Here is a 17,329-nt window from a genome sequence, read left to right as displayed (position 1 = left end):
ATGATCCCCCGCTATGCCCGCCCTGAAATGATCGCCATCTGGGATGCTCAAACCCGCTTTAAAATCTGGTTTGAGATTGAGGCCCATGCCGCAGATGCACTAGCTGAATTGGGCGTCATCCCTAAGCAAGCAGCGGCAAAGATTTGGGAAAAGGCCGGGAACGCCACGTTCGATGTCGCGCGCATTGATGAGATTGAAGCGCAGACCAAGCATGATGTGATCGCCTTTTTGACCCATCTGGCCGAAATCGTGGGGCCTGAAGCACGCTTTGTGCATCAGGGCATGACGAGCTCTGACGTGCTGGATACTTGCTTATCGGTGCAATTAGCGCGTGCGAGTGATCTCTTGGTTTGCGGGGTAGAGCGGGTGTTGGCGGCCCTTAAAACCCGCGCCTTAGAGCATATGTACAGTGTGCGCATTGGGAGAAGCCATGGCATCCATGCCGAGCCCACCACTTTTGGTATCACTTTGGCGGGCTTTTATGCCGAATTTTCCCGCGCCAAGGACCGTTTGGTTGCCGCCAAGGCCGAGATTGCCACTTGTGCTATCTCTGGTGCTGTTGGTACGTTCGCGCAAATCGACCCGCGCGTGGAAGCCCATGTTGCAGCTCAAATGGGCCTTACCATTGAGCCTGTTTCCACCCAGGTGATCCCGCGTGATCGCCATGCCGCCTTCTTTTGTGCTTTGGCGGTAGTTGCTTCATCAATTGAGCGTCTCGCCACCGAAATCCGCCATATGCAGCGTACCGAAGTACTCGAGGCCGAAGAATTCTTCTCAGAAGGTCAAAAAGGCTCCTCAGCAATGCCCCATAAGCGCAATCCAGTTTTGACGGAGAATTTGACAGGCTTGGCGCGTCTGGTGCGCTCTGCCGCTGTACCCGCGCTTGAAAATGTCGCCTTGTGGCATGAACGCGATATCTCCCACTCAAGTGTGGAGCGCGGGATTGGGCCTGACGCCACTATCCATCTTGATTTTGCCTTGCATCGGTTAGCGGGGGTGGTCGAAAAGCTCTTGATCTATCCAGATCGGATGAAAGCCAATCTCGATTTATTGGGCGGCTTGCATAATTCCCAACGCGTTCTCTTAGCCCTCACCCAAGCCGGTGCCAGCCGCGAAGAGGCCTATAGTTTGGTGCAGGCCAATGCGATGGCGGTGTGGTCCATGCCCAGCCCTCGTCCGAGTGACGCTTTTCTAACACGCTTGCGCGCTGACCCAAAAGTCACAGCGCTTTTACGGTCCGACCATCTAACCAGCCTATTCGATGACAGCCACCATTTTGCCCAAGTCGATACGATTTTTGCGCGGGTGTTTGGGTAGGGCTCTCCTGTTTAGAATATCTGAGAATTAAAGATAATGCCCCCACGCGCGAAAAGAAAAGGGGAGTGTCAAGCACAACCACTCACACATCCCTCAAAACTCAGCGACGGATTGAACACCCGCTGCACTTTTAAGGGCTCGGCGGGCAGAGACATCAATGGGAAAACGGCCCGGAGCTTGCAGCTCGACTTCGCTGCCATCGGATAATTCAACGACGATGCGCAACTCACCACAATTCGAGGATGGGCTATTACGAAGGGCTTGTGTGACTTTAGCAAGGTCGCTCAAAGCTGCCCCCCGTTCCAAAAAGACCTTCACGCCCTTGCACCCTGTAAGATCGGCTTGGTCGAGCCATTCAATATGTTCTGCGGTTAGCTTTAAGTCACCATCGCGCAGCCGAGCCTTGGCGCGAAAGCTGATGGAAGTGCCAGGGTCCAATAAAGCGCGAGCATCATCTAGCACTTCGGGCATGATCATTACCTCAAATTCACCGGTTGGATCGCTTAAAGTCACCCAAGCAAATTTTCCCCCATCCCGGGCTGGGCGCTCTTTACGCCCACGTACAACCCCTACCATCCTAAATATGGCGTCGACACCTTGCATTTTGGAGGAGATTTCTGAATAAAATACGGTTTGGCGTCGCCGCAGAGCATCTGTGAGATCCTCCAGTGGATGACCCGATAAAAACAGACCAAGGGCTTGAAATTCATAATCCAAGCGTTCTTGCGAAGTCCAAGGTTTGACACTAGGAAGGGGAGCCCTTGGGGGTAGGGCGCTATCGCCGAACAAGCTCGTCTGTGCACTTTGTCGATCACTAGCTGCGGCATTGGCATGGGCCACCAATTGATCTGTGGCCGCAAACACTAATGCCCGATTAGGCTCAATGCTATCAAAAGCGCCAGCCTTAGCTAAAGTCTCAAACGTGCGCCGACTTAATAGCCTTGGATCGACGCGTTCGGCAAGATCGTGCAAGGATTTAAATACGCCTTGGGCATTTCGATTTGCCACGACTTGCCTCATGGCAGCAACTCCGACCGCTTTAATTGCGCCAAGCGCATAGCGGATCGCATCACCTTGCACACTAAAATCTGCATCGGATGAGTTTAAATCAGGTGATAAAATCTTAATCTTCATGCTTTTGGCTTCTTGGACAAAAGCGGCCAATTTATCGGTGTCATCCACGTCTAAGGACATGGAGGCGGCCATAAATTCTACTGGGTAATTCGCCTTGAGCCATGCCGTTTGGTACGCGATAACAGCATAAGCGGCGGCATGGGATTTGTTAAATCCATAACCCGCAAACTCACTGACCAGCTCAAAGATGTGGTCGGCCAATTCCGCTTCGACGCCGCGCTCTGTGGCACCTGAAACAAAACGATCCTTTTGCATTGCCATTTCTTCGGGCTTTTTCTTCCCCATAGCACGGCGTAATAAATCCGCTTCCCCCAGTGAATAGCCCGAAAGAATTTGGGCAATCTGCATCACCTGTTCTTGATAAATGATGACGCCTTGGGTTTCTCTCAAAATGGGTTCAAGGCTAGGGTGAAGATAATCCGCCTGCTTGCGACCGAATTTCACATCACAATAGGTCTCAATATTCTTCATAGGGCCAGGACGATAGAGAGAAATCAAAGCAATAATGTCATCGAGCGTATCGGCCCGCATTTTGCGCAACGTATCGCGCATGCCCTGACTTTCAAGCTGAAACACACCCATGGTTTTACCCGAAGCTAATAATTCATAGGTCTTAGGATCATCAAAGGGCAAAGTGTCGAGATCTACCTCAACGCCGCGAAGCTTCAAAAAATCAAGTGCGCGTTGGATGACAGTTAGAGTTTTAAGACCTAGAAAATCGAATTTGACAAGGCCCGCAGGCTCTACCCATTTCATGTTGAACTGGGTGGCAGGAAGGCTTGATCTTGGATCCTTGTAAAGGGGTACCAATTGGTGCAACGGGCGGTCGCCGATTACCACACCTGCGGCGTGGGTGGAAGCGTTGCGATAAAGACCCTCTAGTTCAATAGCTGTTTCTAGAAGCATGCGGACATCGCTGTCCCGCCCGCTTTCTTCTCTAAGACGCGGCTCTTCCTTAATGGCTTGGGCTAAACTGATCGGAGCCGCTGGATTATTGGGCACAAGCTTGGCTAGTCGATCGACTTGGCCATAGGACATGTCGAGCACCCGGCCGACATCGCGCAGCGCCGCACGCGCTTGTAAGGTGCCAAAGGTGATGATTTGCGCTACCCGGTCTGCACCATATTTCTTTTGTACATAATCAATGACAAGATCACGCTTTTCTTGACAAAAATCAATGTCAAAGTCGGGCATGGAAATGCGCTCTGGGTTCAAAAAGCGTTCAAACAACAAGCCAAAGGCCAAAGGATCAAGATCTGTAATGGTCAAAGAATAAGCGACCAGAGATCCCGCCCCGGAGCCCCGCCCCGGCCCCACCGGAATATGATTTTCCTTTGACCATTTGATAAAATCAGCCACGATGAGGAAATAGCCTGCAAAGCCCATCCGATTGATCACATTGATTTCATGCTCCAAGCGCTGTTGATAGATTTCCCGCGCCATAACCGGTGGCCTCTTGGCGAGCCGGGCTTCCAAACCGGCACGTGCCTGGGTGGCAAGTTCTTCAGGCTCATCGCGGCCTTCCGTGGAGGGAAACCGGGGCAGGATTGGAGACCGTACCAAGGGACGTACCGCACAACGGCGCGCGATATCCACGCTGTTGTCGAGGGCTTCTGGTAAATCGGAAAATAATTCGATCATTTCGGCTTCGCTTTTGAAGCAATGATGCGGCGACACGCGATCGCGCTTTTCATCGGCCACGCGGGTGGCTTGGCCAATGCACATTAATACGTCCTGCGCGCCATGTCGATTTGGGCTTTCAAAGCGGACGTCATTACTGGCCACCAAGGGTAAGGACAAATGATAGGCTAAATCAATCAATTGAGGCTCTGTAATCGCCTCATCCGCCATAGCGTGGCGCTGTAGCTCAATATAAAATCGGTCCTTAAATGCTGTGCGTAATTGCTCAACCAAAAATGCCGCTTCAGCCTCTAAATTGGCCATTAATGCGCGCGAGACAATGCCTTCGCGACCACCGCTGAGACAGATCACCCCCTCATGGTGGGCTAGAACTTGCGCCAGTGTCACATGGGGTAAGGAGCCAGCAGGGATATCCAGGAATGATTGGCTCGATAAAGCCATTAAATTGGCCCATCCGGCACTATTTTGGGCAATTAGAGCAATGTTTCCATCTGGACCGGGCTGGCTTGCTGGCTTTTTTGCTAAAAAGCAAACGGGCAGACACAATCCCATGATTGGCTGTATGCACTTCTCCACCATGGCTTCTGAATATTCCAAAGCACCAAAAAGATTAGGGTCAGAAATGCCAACAGCAGCGCAGCCAGATTTGGCCGCAATGTCTGCAAGGTTTTTAACGGTCATCGCCCCATCTAAAAGAGAATAGGCCGATCGCACACGCAGATGCACGAACTTTGGCCCCATTGCAGGACGTGGCTTGGGCGTCTCATTTATAAAACCTGTGTTTCCATGCCCAACACCCTTAAACTCTACCATCAAAGACCCCACTACGACCCAAAAACCATGGTGCTAGTGTGACAGGACTTGCAGGAAAATGTCAGCCCCAGCCGACATCAGAACTTAAACCATCCTCAGCCGATAACAGCACCCCAGCCCCAGGCCATAAGCGTAAAAGCCAGAATTGCAGCGAAGGCTGCTGCATCTTGAAGTTGGGCCATCTTAAATCTCCGTGTGTTCTTATTATGTTCTATTCATGTTTTGTTCTCAAAACAAGCCCTCTGTGCATGACAATTGCAGCCGATGGCATAGTTTGAAAAGAAACTTAGCCTTCAACGAGACGGCCATTGTCGAGACGGAACACGCGGTCCATCTGGCGCGCCAAATCCACATTATGGGTAGCGACGAGAGCAGAAGTCCCCTCCTCCCGCGTGGCCTTACGAAAGGTTTCAAACACAAAGGCCGAAGTGGTCGGATCAAGATTGCCGGTGGGCTCGTCGGCGATCAACAAGGCCGGCTGATTAGCTAAAGCGCGCGCAATCGCCACTCGCTGCTGCTCGCCCCCTGATAATTCGCCGGGCTGGTGTTCTGCGCGATCTTTCAGCCCCATAAGTTCCAATAGCGCTTGTGCGCGGGCTTTAGCCTCGTTCTGGCTGACGCCAGCGATCCATTGGGGCAGCGCCACATTGTCGCGGGCTGTAAACTCCGGCAACAAGTGGTGAAACTGGTATACAAAGCCCAGTGCGGTACGGCGTAAGGCCGTGCGGGCGGCGTCGGGTAGTGCCGTCGCATCAATGCCAGCAAGCTCAACCCGCCCACCTTGAAAGATCTCCAATAGGCCAGCGGCATGGAGCAAGGATGACTTGCCAGATCCCGACGGGCCAATCAAAGCTACGATTTCGCCGGGCATGATGGTGAGGTTCACGCCCTTGAGAACTTCAAGCGGGCCGGCTTTGGTCGCATAAATCCGGCGCAAATCGGTTAAACGCAAAACTGGACTATTCATAACGCAAAGCCTCAACCGGATCGAGCTTGGAAGCCCGCCAAGAAGGTGGCAGCGTCGCCACGACGCTGGCGATGGCGGCAAATAGTGCGGTAGTTATTACCTCATGCCACTCTACCTTGGCCGGGATTTGGCTTAGAAAATAGATGTCGGCGTTAAAGACCGGACCAAAAATAAACTCAACGCCCTTTTGGATCGCCCCTATGTTGAGGCAAAACAAAGTGCCCCCAACAGCGCCCGCCAAGGTCGCTAGAACCCCAACGCTTGCCCCCGCCATCATAAAGACGCGCATGATGGAGCCTCGCGTGGCTCCCATGGTACGCAAAATCGCAATGTCGCGACCTTTGTTTTTGACGAGCATCACCAAGCCAGAAATAATGTTCATGGCGGCAATGGCCACGATCAGCATCAAGATCAAGCGCATCACATTACGCTCTACCTGCAAAGCCGAAACCAGGCTTTCTGATTGTTGCCGCCATGTGGTAACAAAGCGATTATCGGCAAGCTTTACAACCGATTGCGCCAATTGATCAGCATCATCGGGATCTTTCATCCGCACTTCAAGGCTATCCCAACTGGCTTCTTTTGAGAAGAACAACTGGGCCTGTTTTATTGGCATATAAATAAAGGTGGCATCATATTCACTCATACCGATGTCAAAAATCGCCGACACCCGATAATCTTTTATGCGCGGGGTAGTGCCAAAAGGGGTGGAGGCACCTTGGGGTGAGATCAGTTGAACATAATCGCCAGGCAATATGCCTAAAGCTTCAGCCAGTCTTGAGCCCATGGCAATCTCATCACCACCATACTCACCCTTGCCCCAAGTGCTCAAATTCCCCCCGACTATATTGGATGAGACCAACTTGAGCTTGATAAAATCTGCTCGCGAAAGCCCAGTCACCATCGCGCCGCGGGCAACTGCACCACCCTGGCCCACCGCCATCACTTGGCCTTCCACCTTGGCCATGACATCGACAACACCGGGCAGCGCTTGGGCTTTAACAAGGATTGCCTGCGCTTGGGGAATAGGCATATTGCGAACATCGACAAAGACATGACCATTGACGCCTAGAATGCGGCCCAAAAGCTCGGCGCGAAAGCCATTCATCACGCTCATCACGATGATCAAAACAGCGACGGCTAGAAAAATGCCGATAAAGCTAATTAGGGAAATCAGCGCGACGCCACCGTCCTGCTTGCGCGCACGCAGATAACGCGCGGCAAGAGTGCGTTCCCATACGCCAAACGGGCGGGCGCGACCATGGCTCATGCAGGGGCCTTTGTGGATAGGCAAGCCAAAGCACTTTCTAGCGGCATTTCCACTTTAGCCCCGGATTTACGGTCTTTGACCTCAACCAAGCCAGCTACAAGCCCCTTAGGCCCCACGATCAATTGGTTAGGCACACCGATGAGGTCCATGGTGGCAAATTTTGCACCAGGCCGATCATCGCGATCATCGTAAAGGGGGTCAAGGCCCGCATTAAGCAGGGTTTGATAGGCCTGCTCACACGTCCCATCCACTAAGCTATCACCTGCCCGCAAGCTGATAATGCCAACATCATAAGGGGCAACTGCATCAGGCCAAATGATGCCATGCTCATCATGGCTGGCTTCAATGATGGCACCAACCAAACGCGACACGCCAATCCCGTAAGAACCCATTTGTACCAAGCAATCCTTGCCGTCTGGGCCTACCACTTTGGCATGCATGGGTGCAGAATATTTGGTACCAAAAAAGAAGATATGGCCCACTTCAATGCCGCGCCCGGTACGGCGCCGATCCGGGGTTACTTCGGCATTAAACCTTACTTCATCGTGAATTTCATCGGTCGCAGCATAGGCTTTAACGATGCGATCAACGGTCTCTGCGCGCGCTGCACGTGCTTTGGGTGTATTGTCAAAGCTGATATCCAAGCTCGCCCAATCGGTTTCATCATAAATCGCGTCATAATAAACACCGCTTTCGCCCGTGGGGGCTAAGACCAAAAATTCATGGCTTAAATCGCCACCAATCGGGCCTGTATCAGCCCGCATGGGTACAGCTTTCAAGCCCAAGCGCTGAAAGGTTTTAAGATAGGCAAGAAACATTTTGCGATAGGCATCGCGGGCACCAGTTTCGTCTAAATCAAAGCTATAAGCATCCTTCATCAAGAACTCACGCCCGCGCATCACGCCAAACCGTGGGCGTACTTCATCACGGAACTTCCATTGGATGTTATAGAGATTAAGCGGTAACTCCTTGTAGGAGCGCACATGATTGCGGAAAATATCAGTGACCACTTCTTCGGCAGTAGGCCCAAACAATAGGTCGCGCTCGTGCCGGTCGGTGATGCGCAACATCTCAGCACCATAAGCATCATAACGCCCACTCTCACGCCAAAGATCTGCCCCCTGCATGGTTGGCATCAAAACTTCCAGCGCGCCGGAACGGTTTTGCTCTTGGCGCACGATGGCTTCAATTTTTTGCAAGACCTTAAGGCCAAGCGGCAACCACGAATAAATGCCAGCAGAATGCTGCTTGATCATGCCGGTGCGCAGCATCAATTGATGGGAGATGATTTCTGCATGGGCAGGGGTTTCTTTTGTTACGGGCAGAAAATAGCGCGACATGCGCATAGCGATCACCTTCTCTTTCAGGACTGCCATAGTCTGTGCTGGCCTGTCAGGCAATTCGCACCGCTGTTCTCAAACAAATTCTAGCTGGGTCCGATCCTCAGAAATAAGCCTAGACATCGGGCCCCTCCATTGTCACGCTGGGTGAAAAGGGTGGAATACGCATGCAAGGTGCCTTGCCATTTATTTTGGCCTTGCTTTACGCAGGGTTATTATTTGCTTTTGCGTCCTGGGCGGAGGGCAAAAGTAGCGAGAAGCTGAAGTCCGCGCTGCGTGGCCCTGCCTATGCGTTTGCGATAGGCGTCTATTGCACCACTTGGACTTATTATGGGGCCGTTGGCAGTGCGGTTGCGGACGGGTGGTCCTATCTGCCGATTTATCTTGGACCCATTCTGCTTTTATTCGGCCGGGCCTTTTTGATCCGCATGATCGATGCGGTGAAAAGCGATGGGGCAAACTCCATCTCTGAATTCATTGGTGGCCGATTTGGTAGCAGCCGGGTGGTGGCAGCCTTGGTTACAATATTGGCGTTGTTGGGCTCAATTCCTTATATTGCCCTACAATTACGGTCCCTAAGCACGACCTTTGCCTTGGTTTCAGGCGTCCAGAACATCCCTGTTATCGCCTGTGTTTCGGCGGGCCTCTTGGCGCTATGGGCCATGCTTTATGGCACGCGCCGCTATGAAGCCTCCTCGCGCAATGATGCTGTTTTATTTGCGGTGGGATTTGAATCAGTTGTGAAGCTGATTGCACTTTTAGTGGTCGCATCGCTCGCGATCATGCTGTTTGGTCAAGAAACACCAAGCGTCCTAACGGCCACTTCTCAAAGCGTGGCCACGATTTTCGATCCCGGCAAGATTAATGCCGATTTTTTTGTTTTCACCTTTATGTCGATGGCGGCGATTATCGCTCTGCCCAGGCAATTTTACATCATGGTGATTGGCGCAACATCTAGCCGTGATGTCGAACAAGCACGCTGGCCGTTTGTTGTTTATATGCTGGCGACTTTATTGGTGGTGGTGCCGATTGCCGCAGCGGGTATCGCTTTCCTCCCGTCGTCCGCCAGCCCGGATCTATTCGTCTTGGGACTGCCCCTATCGCGAGGCCATACTTTTATTGCGGTATTCGTATTTTTAGGGGGCCTGTCTGCTGCCACCTCGATGGTGCTGGTCGAGACCATTGCACTTGCCACCATGGTTTCAAATGATTTGGTCGCACCTGCCTTATTGCGCAAACGTGCTGATGCGGCGACTGCGGATTTTGGCGACACCTTGTTTTTGGCGCGCCGGTTCGTGATTGGCACCATTATGGGTGTAGCTCATTTGGGCTTTGCGTATATCTGACCAACAACCCCTCGCCGCAATTGGTTTGGTGGCCTTTGCAGCAATGGCACAATTTGCGCCTATTTTAGTGTTAGCCACTTATCGAACCAATCAAGATGCCTTAGCCGCCAAGTTGGATGCGGGTGGGGTTGTGCCCGTCCCTAGGATTTTCCATTTGCCCCCGTTTCTTGGAGAACTCAAAGAAACCATAACCCCTCTGGCCGAAGAAAAGGGGATAGAATTGCGGCTAGTGAGCCGCAATATCTGGGTTCATACCGACCCTGCATTGCTCAAGTCGATTGTGCAAAACTTCCTGTCCAACGCCATACGCTATACTGACAGCGGCGGTATCGTCGTGGGTGTGCGTCGGCTCGGCACCCATGTGCGGATTGACGTGTTTGATACCGGCTCCGGCATTCCGAGCCATCAGTAACAGAGCATTTTCCGTGAGTGTGAGCGCCTTTCAACTTCGGGTGAAGGCGGTATTCGTCTTGGTTTAGCAATTGTGGAGCGTATAGCGCGCCTGCTTGGGCACACCATCTCCATGCAATCGCGTGTCGGTCATGGTAGTCGTTTTAGTGTGACCCTACCGATTGCGTCGCAGCAAGATAGTTTACCAGATAAGCTTGTACAGCGTGTGGCCGCGGGCCCTACATCAATCATCCAAAAGCCATTGCGCGTTTTAGTGATCGAGGATGATCTAGTTATTCAACAAGCCATGCATAGCTTCCTGAGTGGCTTTGGTCATAAAGCGTTCCTTATGCGAACATCCCAGGAAGCGCTTGGTTTCGGGTCTGAATTTGACGTTGCACTGGTTGATTTCAACTTAGCACTAGCCGATGGATTAAGCTCGCCTGAACCCACGGCAAATATGTATGGCCTTGAAATAATTGATGAATTAGCCAAACAAAAGCCCGGTGCGCGCTTTGCTTTGATCACTGCTTCTTTAGACCCTTCGATTGGGGCGCGCGCAGCCGCGCAGCATGTGCCGGTGCTCGCCAAGCCTGTTGATCCATATGTTCTGGAACGCTGGCTTCACACCTAAATTGGCCCTTTCATCGCGTTTAGCGAAGTGCAAGCCCAAGCGCACGTGCTGCCAACACCGCTTGGGTGCGGTTTTGGACATCGAGTTTCTTTAAAATCGCCGTCATATGAGCTTTGACCGTGGCCTCACTGATTTTAAGGTCAAAGGCGATTTGCTTATTCAAAAGCCCTTGCATGACCCCAAGCAAAACCCGCAGTTGGGTTGGCGTCAGGCTGGTGATTTCAGCCGCGATTGGGTCAAGATCGCTGTCTATCGGCGGGGCAAGACGACGCCCGGCCAAGGCGTCACCAATCGCGCCTTCAATGACGCTTAAGTCAGCAGATTTGGCAATAAATCCTACCGCACCGAAGCGCAGGGCATTTTTGGCGGCATCTATGGCTTCTTCGCTAGATACGACCAAGATCGGCACACCAGGTTTCTCAGCATGCAGAAGCGCAACCCCCGAATAGCCCTCAGCGCCCGGCATTTTGAGGTCAAGCAGGATTAAGATTAGATCGTCTGCCGCATTGGCTTCGCGCAACGCAGAAGATAGATTCGCGCATTCAACCAAACGTGCGTCAGGTCGCATCTGGCGTGCGGCCATGGCAAGCGCTTGACGATAAAGTGGATGATCATCCGCGATCAGAATGGTAGCAGACATCGGATTATCACCGTGTGGCGATCAAACTCTCAATTACCGAAGGATCCGCCAAGGTCGTGATGTCACCAAGGTTTGAGACATCACCTTCAGCAATTTTGCGCAAAATCCGGCGCATGATTTTGCCGCTACGGGTTTTGGGCAGGCTAGGGGCAAAATGGATCACATCAGGCGTGGCGATAGGGCCAATTTCTTTGCGCACCCATTTTATCAAATCATCTTTCACTTCTGAACTGGCGGTTGCATCTGAATTCAACGTCACATAAGCATAAATGCCCTGCCCTTTAATGTCATGGGGATATCCGACCACAGCCGCTTCGGCGACTTTGGCGTGGGCCACTAAAGCACTTTCCACTTCTGCAGTTCCCATTCGGTGGCCCGACACATTGATCACATCGTCCACACGCCCGGTTATCCAGTGATAGCCATCTTCATCGCGCCGACAGCCATCGCCTGTAAAATATTTGCCTGGATAAGTCGAAAAATAGGTCTGGAAAAAGCGGTCATGATCGCCCCAAATGGTGCGCATCTGGCCGGGCCAACTGCGGGTTAAACACAAATTACCCTCACCTGGTCCATCTAAAACGCGCCCTTCTGCGTCCACGAGTTCGGTGACAACGCCAAACATTGGCAAAGTCGCAGAGCCCGGCTTTAGGGCCATGGCGCCTGGTAAAGGCGCGATCATCGCGCCACCTGTTTCGGTTTGCCACCACGTATCGACAATCGGACAGCGCCCTTCGCCGACAACATGATAATACCATTCCCAAGCTTCAGGATTAATGGGCTCACCCACACTGCCCAACAAACGCAATGACTTACGCGATGTCTTGGTTACATACTCATTACCCTCACGCATCAAAGCGCGCAAAGCGGTTGGTGCGGCATAGAAGATATTTACTTGATAACGGTCACAAATCTGCCAAAAGCGACTGTGGTCTGGATAATTGGGGACACCTTCAAACATTAAAGTCGTTGCGCCATTAGCAAGGGGGCCGTAGACAACATAGGAATGACCCGTGACCCAGCCGATATCGGCCGCGCACCAAAACACGTCGCCATTTCTATAATTGAAAATATAGGAAAAGGTCATGGCGACCCAAACCAAATAACCGCCGGTGGAATGAAGCACGCCTTTGGGCTTACCCGTACTGCCGGAGGTATAAAGAATAAAGAGCGGGTCTTCTGCATTCATCGGCTCAGGCGCGCACTGCGCGCTAGCGGCGCCAACAAGCTCACTATACCAATGATCTCGCCCTGCCGTCATCGCCGTATCCTGGCCCGCATGGGCAACCACAATCACGTCTTTTACGGATGGGCAGGAGTTCAAAGCTATATCTACATTGGCTTTGAGCGATACTACTTTCCCGCCACGTCGGCCGGCGTCGGCGGTAATCACAAGGCTTGAATCGCAATCTTGAATGCGCCCCGCCAAGGCTTCAGGCGAGAAGCCACCAAATACCACCGAATGGATCGCGCCGATGCGCGTGCAGGCCAACATGGCAATCGCGGCTTCAGGGATCATCGGCAGATAAAGCGTAACGCGGTGGCCTTTTTTCACACCTAGTTTTTTAAGCACATTGGCTAAACGACACACGTCGGCGTGCAATTCTTGATAGGTGATTTTACGGGTTTGACTGGGGTCATCGCCTTCCCAAAGAATCGCTACCTGATCCCCACGCTCGACCAAGTGGCGATCCATACAATTGGCAGAGACATTCAACACACCATCTTCAAACCATGAGATACCAAAGTCAGCCTCCTCAAAACTCGTGGTTTGTACTTTGGAAAATGGCACCATCCAATCGATACGAGACGCCTCTTTTGTCCAAAAACGATCTGGATCTTGGATCGACTGCGCGTAAGCTGCTTGATACCCAGCCTGTGAAATCACGGCTTTTTTTGCCCATTCCTCGGGGATTGGATAAATCGCTGTCATCTGATGGCCTCCCACTTTTGCGCCAGCTTGGCTGTGGCGTGATTTAAGGACGTCTTAGCCCATTGTGCGACACTGCACACCCTAGACCAAAGTCTATCTATGCGACTTCTCACGAACAGGTGAAAATGACCCCAATCAAACACAGATGCACATCAAAATGGTGGCATCGACAACGGGGAAACAGCCATGGAAAGATTGAAACTGCACGACATTGGAAGTTTGAGCAAATTCTTGGTTCTAAGTGTTGCAAGCATCGCCATTTTGGGATCGCCGGTTCAAGCCCAAACCGCTAAAGAGCAAGAACTTGAAGCGCGCGTTGCCGCGCTGGAAAAGCTGTTTGGAACGGTGCAAACCCAATTAACCCAAACCCAAGCAGAAAACGAAAAGCTGCGCGCCCAAATGGCCACCGTGCCGGTACAATTGGTATCAACCCCAGCACCCGCTGTCGGGCCCGCTCCTGCCGCTGATGGCTTCCCGTCGGGGCAACTAACTTCAAGCTTGGTGGTTTTGTTAAAACCGTTATGGCCTTCAGCCGCTATAGCAGTGGTGATGTTGCGGCCGCCGATCTGGGGCGCGATTTTTATCTGCCCCAAACCATTCCAGTTGGCGGGGTTCGTGAGAATATCGACAATGATTTTTCAACCAAACAAACCCGCATTTTCCTAGCAACCGAAACACCAATCGCGGGACATACACTCAAAGGCCTTGTCGAAGCCGATTTTCAAACCGCAGCCGGCACCCAAGGGTCAGAGCGCACAACCAACGGCTATGACTTCGCACTACGTCGCGCTTACGTCCAATTCGACAAGCTAACGATTGGCGAAGAATGGTCCACCTTTCAAAATGTCGGCGCTTTGCCTGAAAGTACCGACTTTATTGGCCCAACCGAGGGCAGCGTCTTCGCCCGTCAGCCTTTGATCCGCTATACGACGCCCTTAAACGCGATGACGACGTTGCAGCTCGCAGTCGAAAATCCCGAGACGGCGAGTGCCAATTCTGGTGCTCCAGCACTGCTTGAAAATGATGATGATACCGTTCCTGATTTGGTCGGGCGCCTCAATTTCAAACTCGCTAAAGGTGAAATGTCAGTTGCGGGTATCGCGCGACGCTTGTCAGTGGATAATGGCACCATTGGTGACGCGCGTTCGGCTTATGGTGCCAGTGTGGCGGGCCGGTTTAATTTTGGGCCGTCCAATCGCTATGACTTCCGCTTCATGGGAAGCTACGGCACGGGTATCGGGCGCTATCTGGGCCTGAACTTTGCCCCTGATACAATTTATGTCGCAGCCACCAACGACCTCAAGGAAGTGAAAAACTTTGCAGGCTTTGCAGCACTTCGCATCAATTTTACGCCGACCGTACGCTCAACTTTGATGGCGAGCTATCAAGAGGCTGATTATGATAGCGCGCTAAGTGCCGTCTCTCTTGCCACTTTCAATAAATCGGCCAGCAGCATCGCGGGCAATGTGTTTTGGTCTCCCGTCAAAGGCTTCGACCTAGGTGTCGAATACCGACATGGGCAGCGAGAATTGGTCAATGGGGCCAACGGCGATCTCGATCGCCTCGAATTTGTTGGCAAATACGTCTTCTAAGCCAACTTAAACTTTAAACTGGGAGGCAATCATGGCTAATATATCCACAATAGAGGATTTAGCGAAAAGCCAAAGCCATCGCTTAGTCATCGGTGCATCTTCGCTAGGTACCGTCTTTGAGTGGTACGACTTTTACCTGTACGGTCTTCTGGCGACCTATATTTCTGCCCAATTTTTTTCTGGTGTGAATGAGACCACGGGCTTTATACTTGCACTGGGTGCCTTTGCAGCGGGGTTTGCTGTTCGTCCATTTGGGGCCTTGGTGTTTGGCCGCATCGGTGACTTGGTTGGACGTAAGAACACGTTTTTGGTAACGATGGGTCTGATGGGGCTTGCGACGTTTGCCGTGGGTCTCTTACCATCGTATGCAAGTATTGGCGTCGCAGCACCAATCATCTTAATTGGGTTGCGACTGTTACAAGGTTTAGCCATGGGAGGCGAATATGGTGGGGCAGCAACCTATGTCGCAGAGCATGCTCCCCAAAACAAACGCGGTCTTTATACCAGCTGGATCCAAACCACGGCCACACTTGGCCTGTTTGCCGCCCTGATCACTGTCATAGGGGTTCGCAGCAACTTAGGCGAAGAAACCTTTAAAGTCTGGGGCTGGCGCATACCATTCTTGATCTCCATCGTCTTATTGGCGGTCTCGATCTGGATCCGCATGCAGTTGAATGAAAGCCCTGTGTTCCAAAAAATGAAGGACCAAGGAAAAACATCTAAAGCCCCACTAACAGAAGCCTTTGGCACCTGGTCAAACTTAAAATGGGTGATCATTGTCTTGATCGGTGCAGTCGCAGGCCAAGCCGTTGTCTGGTACACAGGTCAATTTTACGCTTTGTTCTTCCTAGAAAAAATGCTCAAGGTCGATGGGGCAACCACCAATATTCTTATCGCGGTTGCTTTGGTTTTAGGTACACCAGGCTTTGTATTCTTTGGTTGGCTTTCAGATAAAATCGGTCGTAAGCCGATTATCTTGGCCGGATGCGCCTTGGCAGCTCTCACCTATTTCCCGGTGTTTCATGCACTTACCCAAGCCGCTAACCCCGCATTGGCTCAGGCCCAACAATCGGCCCCTGTAAGTGTAACAGTCAATAAAGCCGATTGTTCGGTTCAATTTGACCCGGTTGGGAAAAACAAATTTGATACCAAAAGCTGCGACATTGCCAAATTCTTTTTAGCCAAAAGTGGGGTGAGTTATCAGCGTGTTGACGCACCAATTGGCACGATCGCTTCAGTTAAAATTGGGACCGAAATCTATGTGGCCCCAGATCCTAATGTGGTCACAGGGGCCGATAAAAAAGCCGCGATCACCAAGTATCAAGACAGCCTCAAAGCCGCTTTAACCAAGGCTGGCTATCCTGCTAAAGCTGATCCAGCAACCATCAATAAACCCATGGTCATAGCGATCCTTTTCTATCTGGTGATCTTGGTTACCGCAGTTTATGGTCCAATCGCGGCACTGTTGGTTGAGATTTTCCCCAGCCATATCCGCTACACGTCGATGTCCCTGCCCTATCACATTGGTAATGGCTGGTTTGGTGGATTTTTGCCAACCACAGCTTTTGCAATGGTGGCAGCAACGGGGGACATTTATTATGGCCTTTGGTATCCGGTCCTAATTGCAGGACTGACAGCCATTCTTGGTCTGATTTTATTGCCAGAAACTTTCAAGCGAAGCCTCGACCATTAGAACGGCCCAGAAATTCAACTCTATAGCCAGCTGCTTCAGGTTGCAGGCTTTTTTCTGCAATCCAAAACTGATTATTGTGAAGCGCATGATGTACCTTTCACCCATTATTAACTCAGGTTAAGGATCATTGGGCTGAGGTAAACCATGCGGGAAAATCGAGACTATAAGCGCATGGGTCATGAAGTTGCTTTAACAGCTATAGCTTTAAGCATGCTATTGGGTTAGTGAAACATCGCAATATATGAGTGCATGGCAAGACTAAGAGCATCCCTTTTCATAAAGCCATATCATTCTTGCCTTGATCAGGGCAAAACCAGCGCTACAGAAGAATTAGAGTTACGCTTCAAATGGACAAAAATAACTTTGACGGCGTAAGAATCGTCCTGGCATTCATTGTTGTTTTCGCTCACCTTGCTTCCCTAACACAAGCTCCAGAATTTAGTCGCTTTTTATTGTTGTTTAACTCAGATTTTGCAGTAAAAGGATTTTTTTCCATTAGTGGTTTTTTAGTTACACAAAGTTATCTAAATAGCACTACAAAACTTGATTTTGCACGAAAAAGAATTCGTCGAATTTATCCTGCTTATGTCATAGCAATTTTATTATGCTTAATGATTGG

Annotated in this window: 11 protein-coding genes and 1 pseudogene; 6 read left to right on the top strand and 6 right to left on the bottom strand. The window is 51.4% G+C overall.

What is annotated here, in order from left to right:
• On the top strand, positions 1-1,317 hold the full coding sequence (gene purB / locus PsB1_RS10540) for an adenylosuccinate lyase (protein ID WP_284361252.1): 1,317 nt from the start codon (positions 1-3) through the stop codon (positions 1,315-1,317).
• A gap of 93 nt (positions 1,318-1,410) precedes the next feature.
• Here the strand turns inward: purB and dnaE are convergent, their stop codons facing one another.
• From dnaE to proS, 4 genes are all read right to left on the bottom strand, one after another.
• On the bottom strand, positions 1,411-4,833 hold the full coding sequence (dnaE, locus tag PsB1_RS10535) for a DNA polymerase III subunit alpha (RefSeq protein ID WP_284361415.1): 3,423 nt from the start codon (positions 4,831-4,833) through the stop codon (positions 1,411-1,413).
• Positions 4,834-5,191: 358 nt separating this feature from the next.
• A complete protein-coding gene (locus PsB1_RS10530) occupies positions 5,192-5,872 on the bottom strand; it encodes an ABC transporter ATP-binding protein (RefSeq protein WP_284361250.1) in 681 nt (226 codons plus the stop codon).
• Positions 5,865-7,142, bottom strand: coding sequence for a lipoprotein-releasing ABC transporter permease subunit (locus PsB1_RS10525; RefSeq protein ID WP_284361248.1), 1,278 nt, complete (start codon positions 7,140-7,142; stop codon positions 5,865-5,867). Before PsB1_RS10525 ends, PsB1_RS10530 begins: the two co-directional genes overlap by 8 nt.
• Complete coding sequence (gene proS / locus PsB1_RS10520) at positions 7,139-8,488, bottom strand: proline--tRNA ligase (RefSeq protein ID WP_284361413.1); 1,350 nt, start codon at positions 8,486-8,488, stop codon at positions 7,139-7,141. Before proS ends, PsB1_RS10525 begins: the two co-directional genes overlap by 4 nt.
• A gap of 161 nt (positions 8,489-8,649) precedes the next feature.
• Between proS and PsB1_RS10515 the strand changes: the two genes are divergently transcribed.
• On the top strand, positions 8,650-9,828 hold the full coding sequence (locus PsB1_RS10515; RefSeq protein ID WP_284361246.1) for an SLC5/6 family protein: 1,179 nt from the start codon (positions 8,650-8,652) through the stop codon (positions 9,826-9,828).
• A 43-nt stretch (positions 9,829-9,871) separates the two neighbouring features.
• A pseudogene (locus PsB1_RS11870) lies at positions 9,872-10,852 on the top strand (ATP-binding response regulator).
• A 19-nt stretch (positions 10,853-10,871) separates the two neighbouring features.
• Here the strand turns inward: PsB1_RS11870 and PsB1_RS10500 are convergent.
• Together PsB1_RS10500 and acs are read right to left on the bottom strand one after the other, a co-directional pair.
• On the bottom strand, positions 10,872-11,492 hold the full coding sequence (locus tag PsB1_RS10500; protein ID WP_284361241.1) for a response regulator: 621 nt from the start codon (positions 11,490-11,492) through the stop codon (positions 10,872-10,874).
• A 7-nt stretch (positions 11,493-11,499) separates the two neighbouring features.
• Complete coding sequence (acs, locus tag PsB1_RS10495; RefSeq protein WP_284361239.1) at positions 11,500-13,425, bottom strand: acetate--CoA ligase; 1,926 nt, start codon at positions 13,423-13,425, stop codon at positions 11,500-11,502.
• Positions 13,426-13,946: 521 nt separating this feature from the next.
• On the opposite strand from acs, the gene PsB1_RS10490 reads away from it, so the two are divergent.
• The 3 genes from PsB1_RS10490 to PsB1_RS10480 form a co-directional block, all read left to right on the top strand.
• A complete protein-coding gene (locus PsB1_RS10490) occupies positions 13,947-15,017 on the top strand; it encodes a DcaP family trimeric outer membrane transporter (protein ID WP_284361236.1) in 1,071 nt (356 codons plus the stop codon).
• A 31-nt stretch (positions 15,018-15,048) separates the two neighbouring features.
• On the top strand, positions 15,049-16,710 hold the full coding sequence (locus tag PsB1_RS10485) for an MFS transporter (RefSeq protein ID WP_284361233.1): 1,662 nt from the start codon (positions 15,049-15,051) through the stop codon (positions 16,708-16,710).
• Positions 16,711-17,057: 347 nt separating this feature from the next.
• Positions 17,058-17,329: acyltransferase family protein (locus PsB1_RS10480; protein ID WP_284361230.1), on the top strand; the 272-nt coding region annotated here is incomplete at its 3' end.

The organism is Candidatus Phycosocius spiralis (genome assembly GCF_030158815.1).
In the GTDB taxonomy this organism is placed as follows: domain Bacteria; phylum Pseudomonadota; class Alphaproteobacteria; order Caulobacterales; family Aquidulcibacteraceae; genus Aquidulcibacter; species Aquidulcibacter spiralis.
The sequence above is the reverse complement of the archived record's forward strand: the minus strand, read 5'-3'. Positions and strand labels throughout refer to the sequence as shown.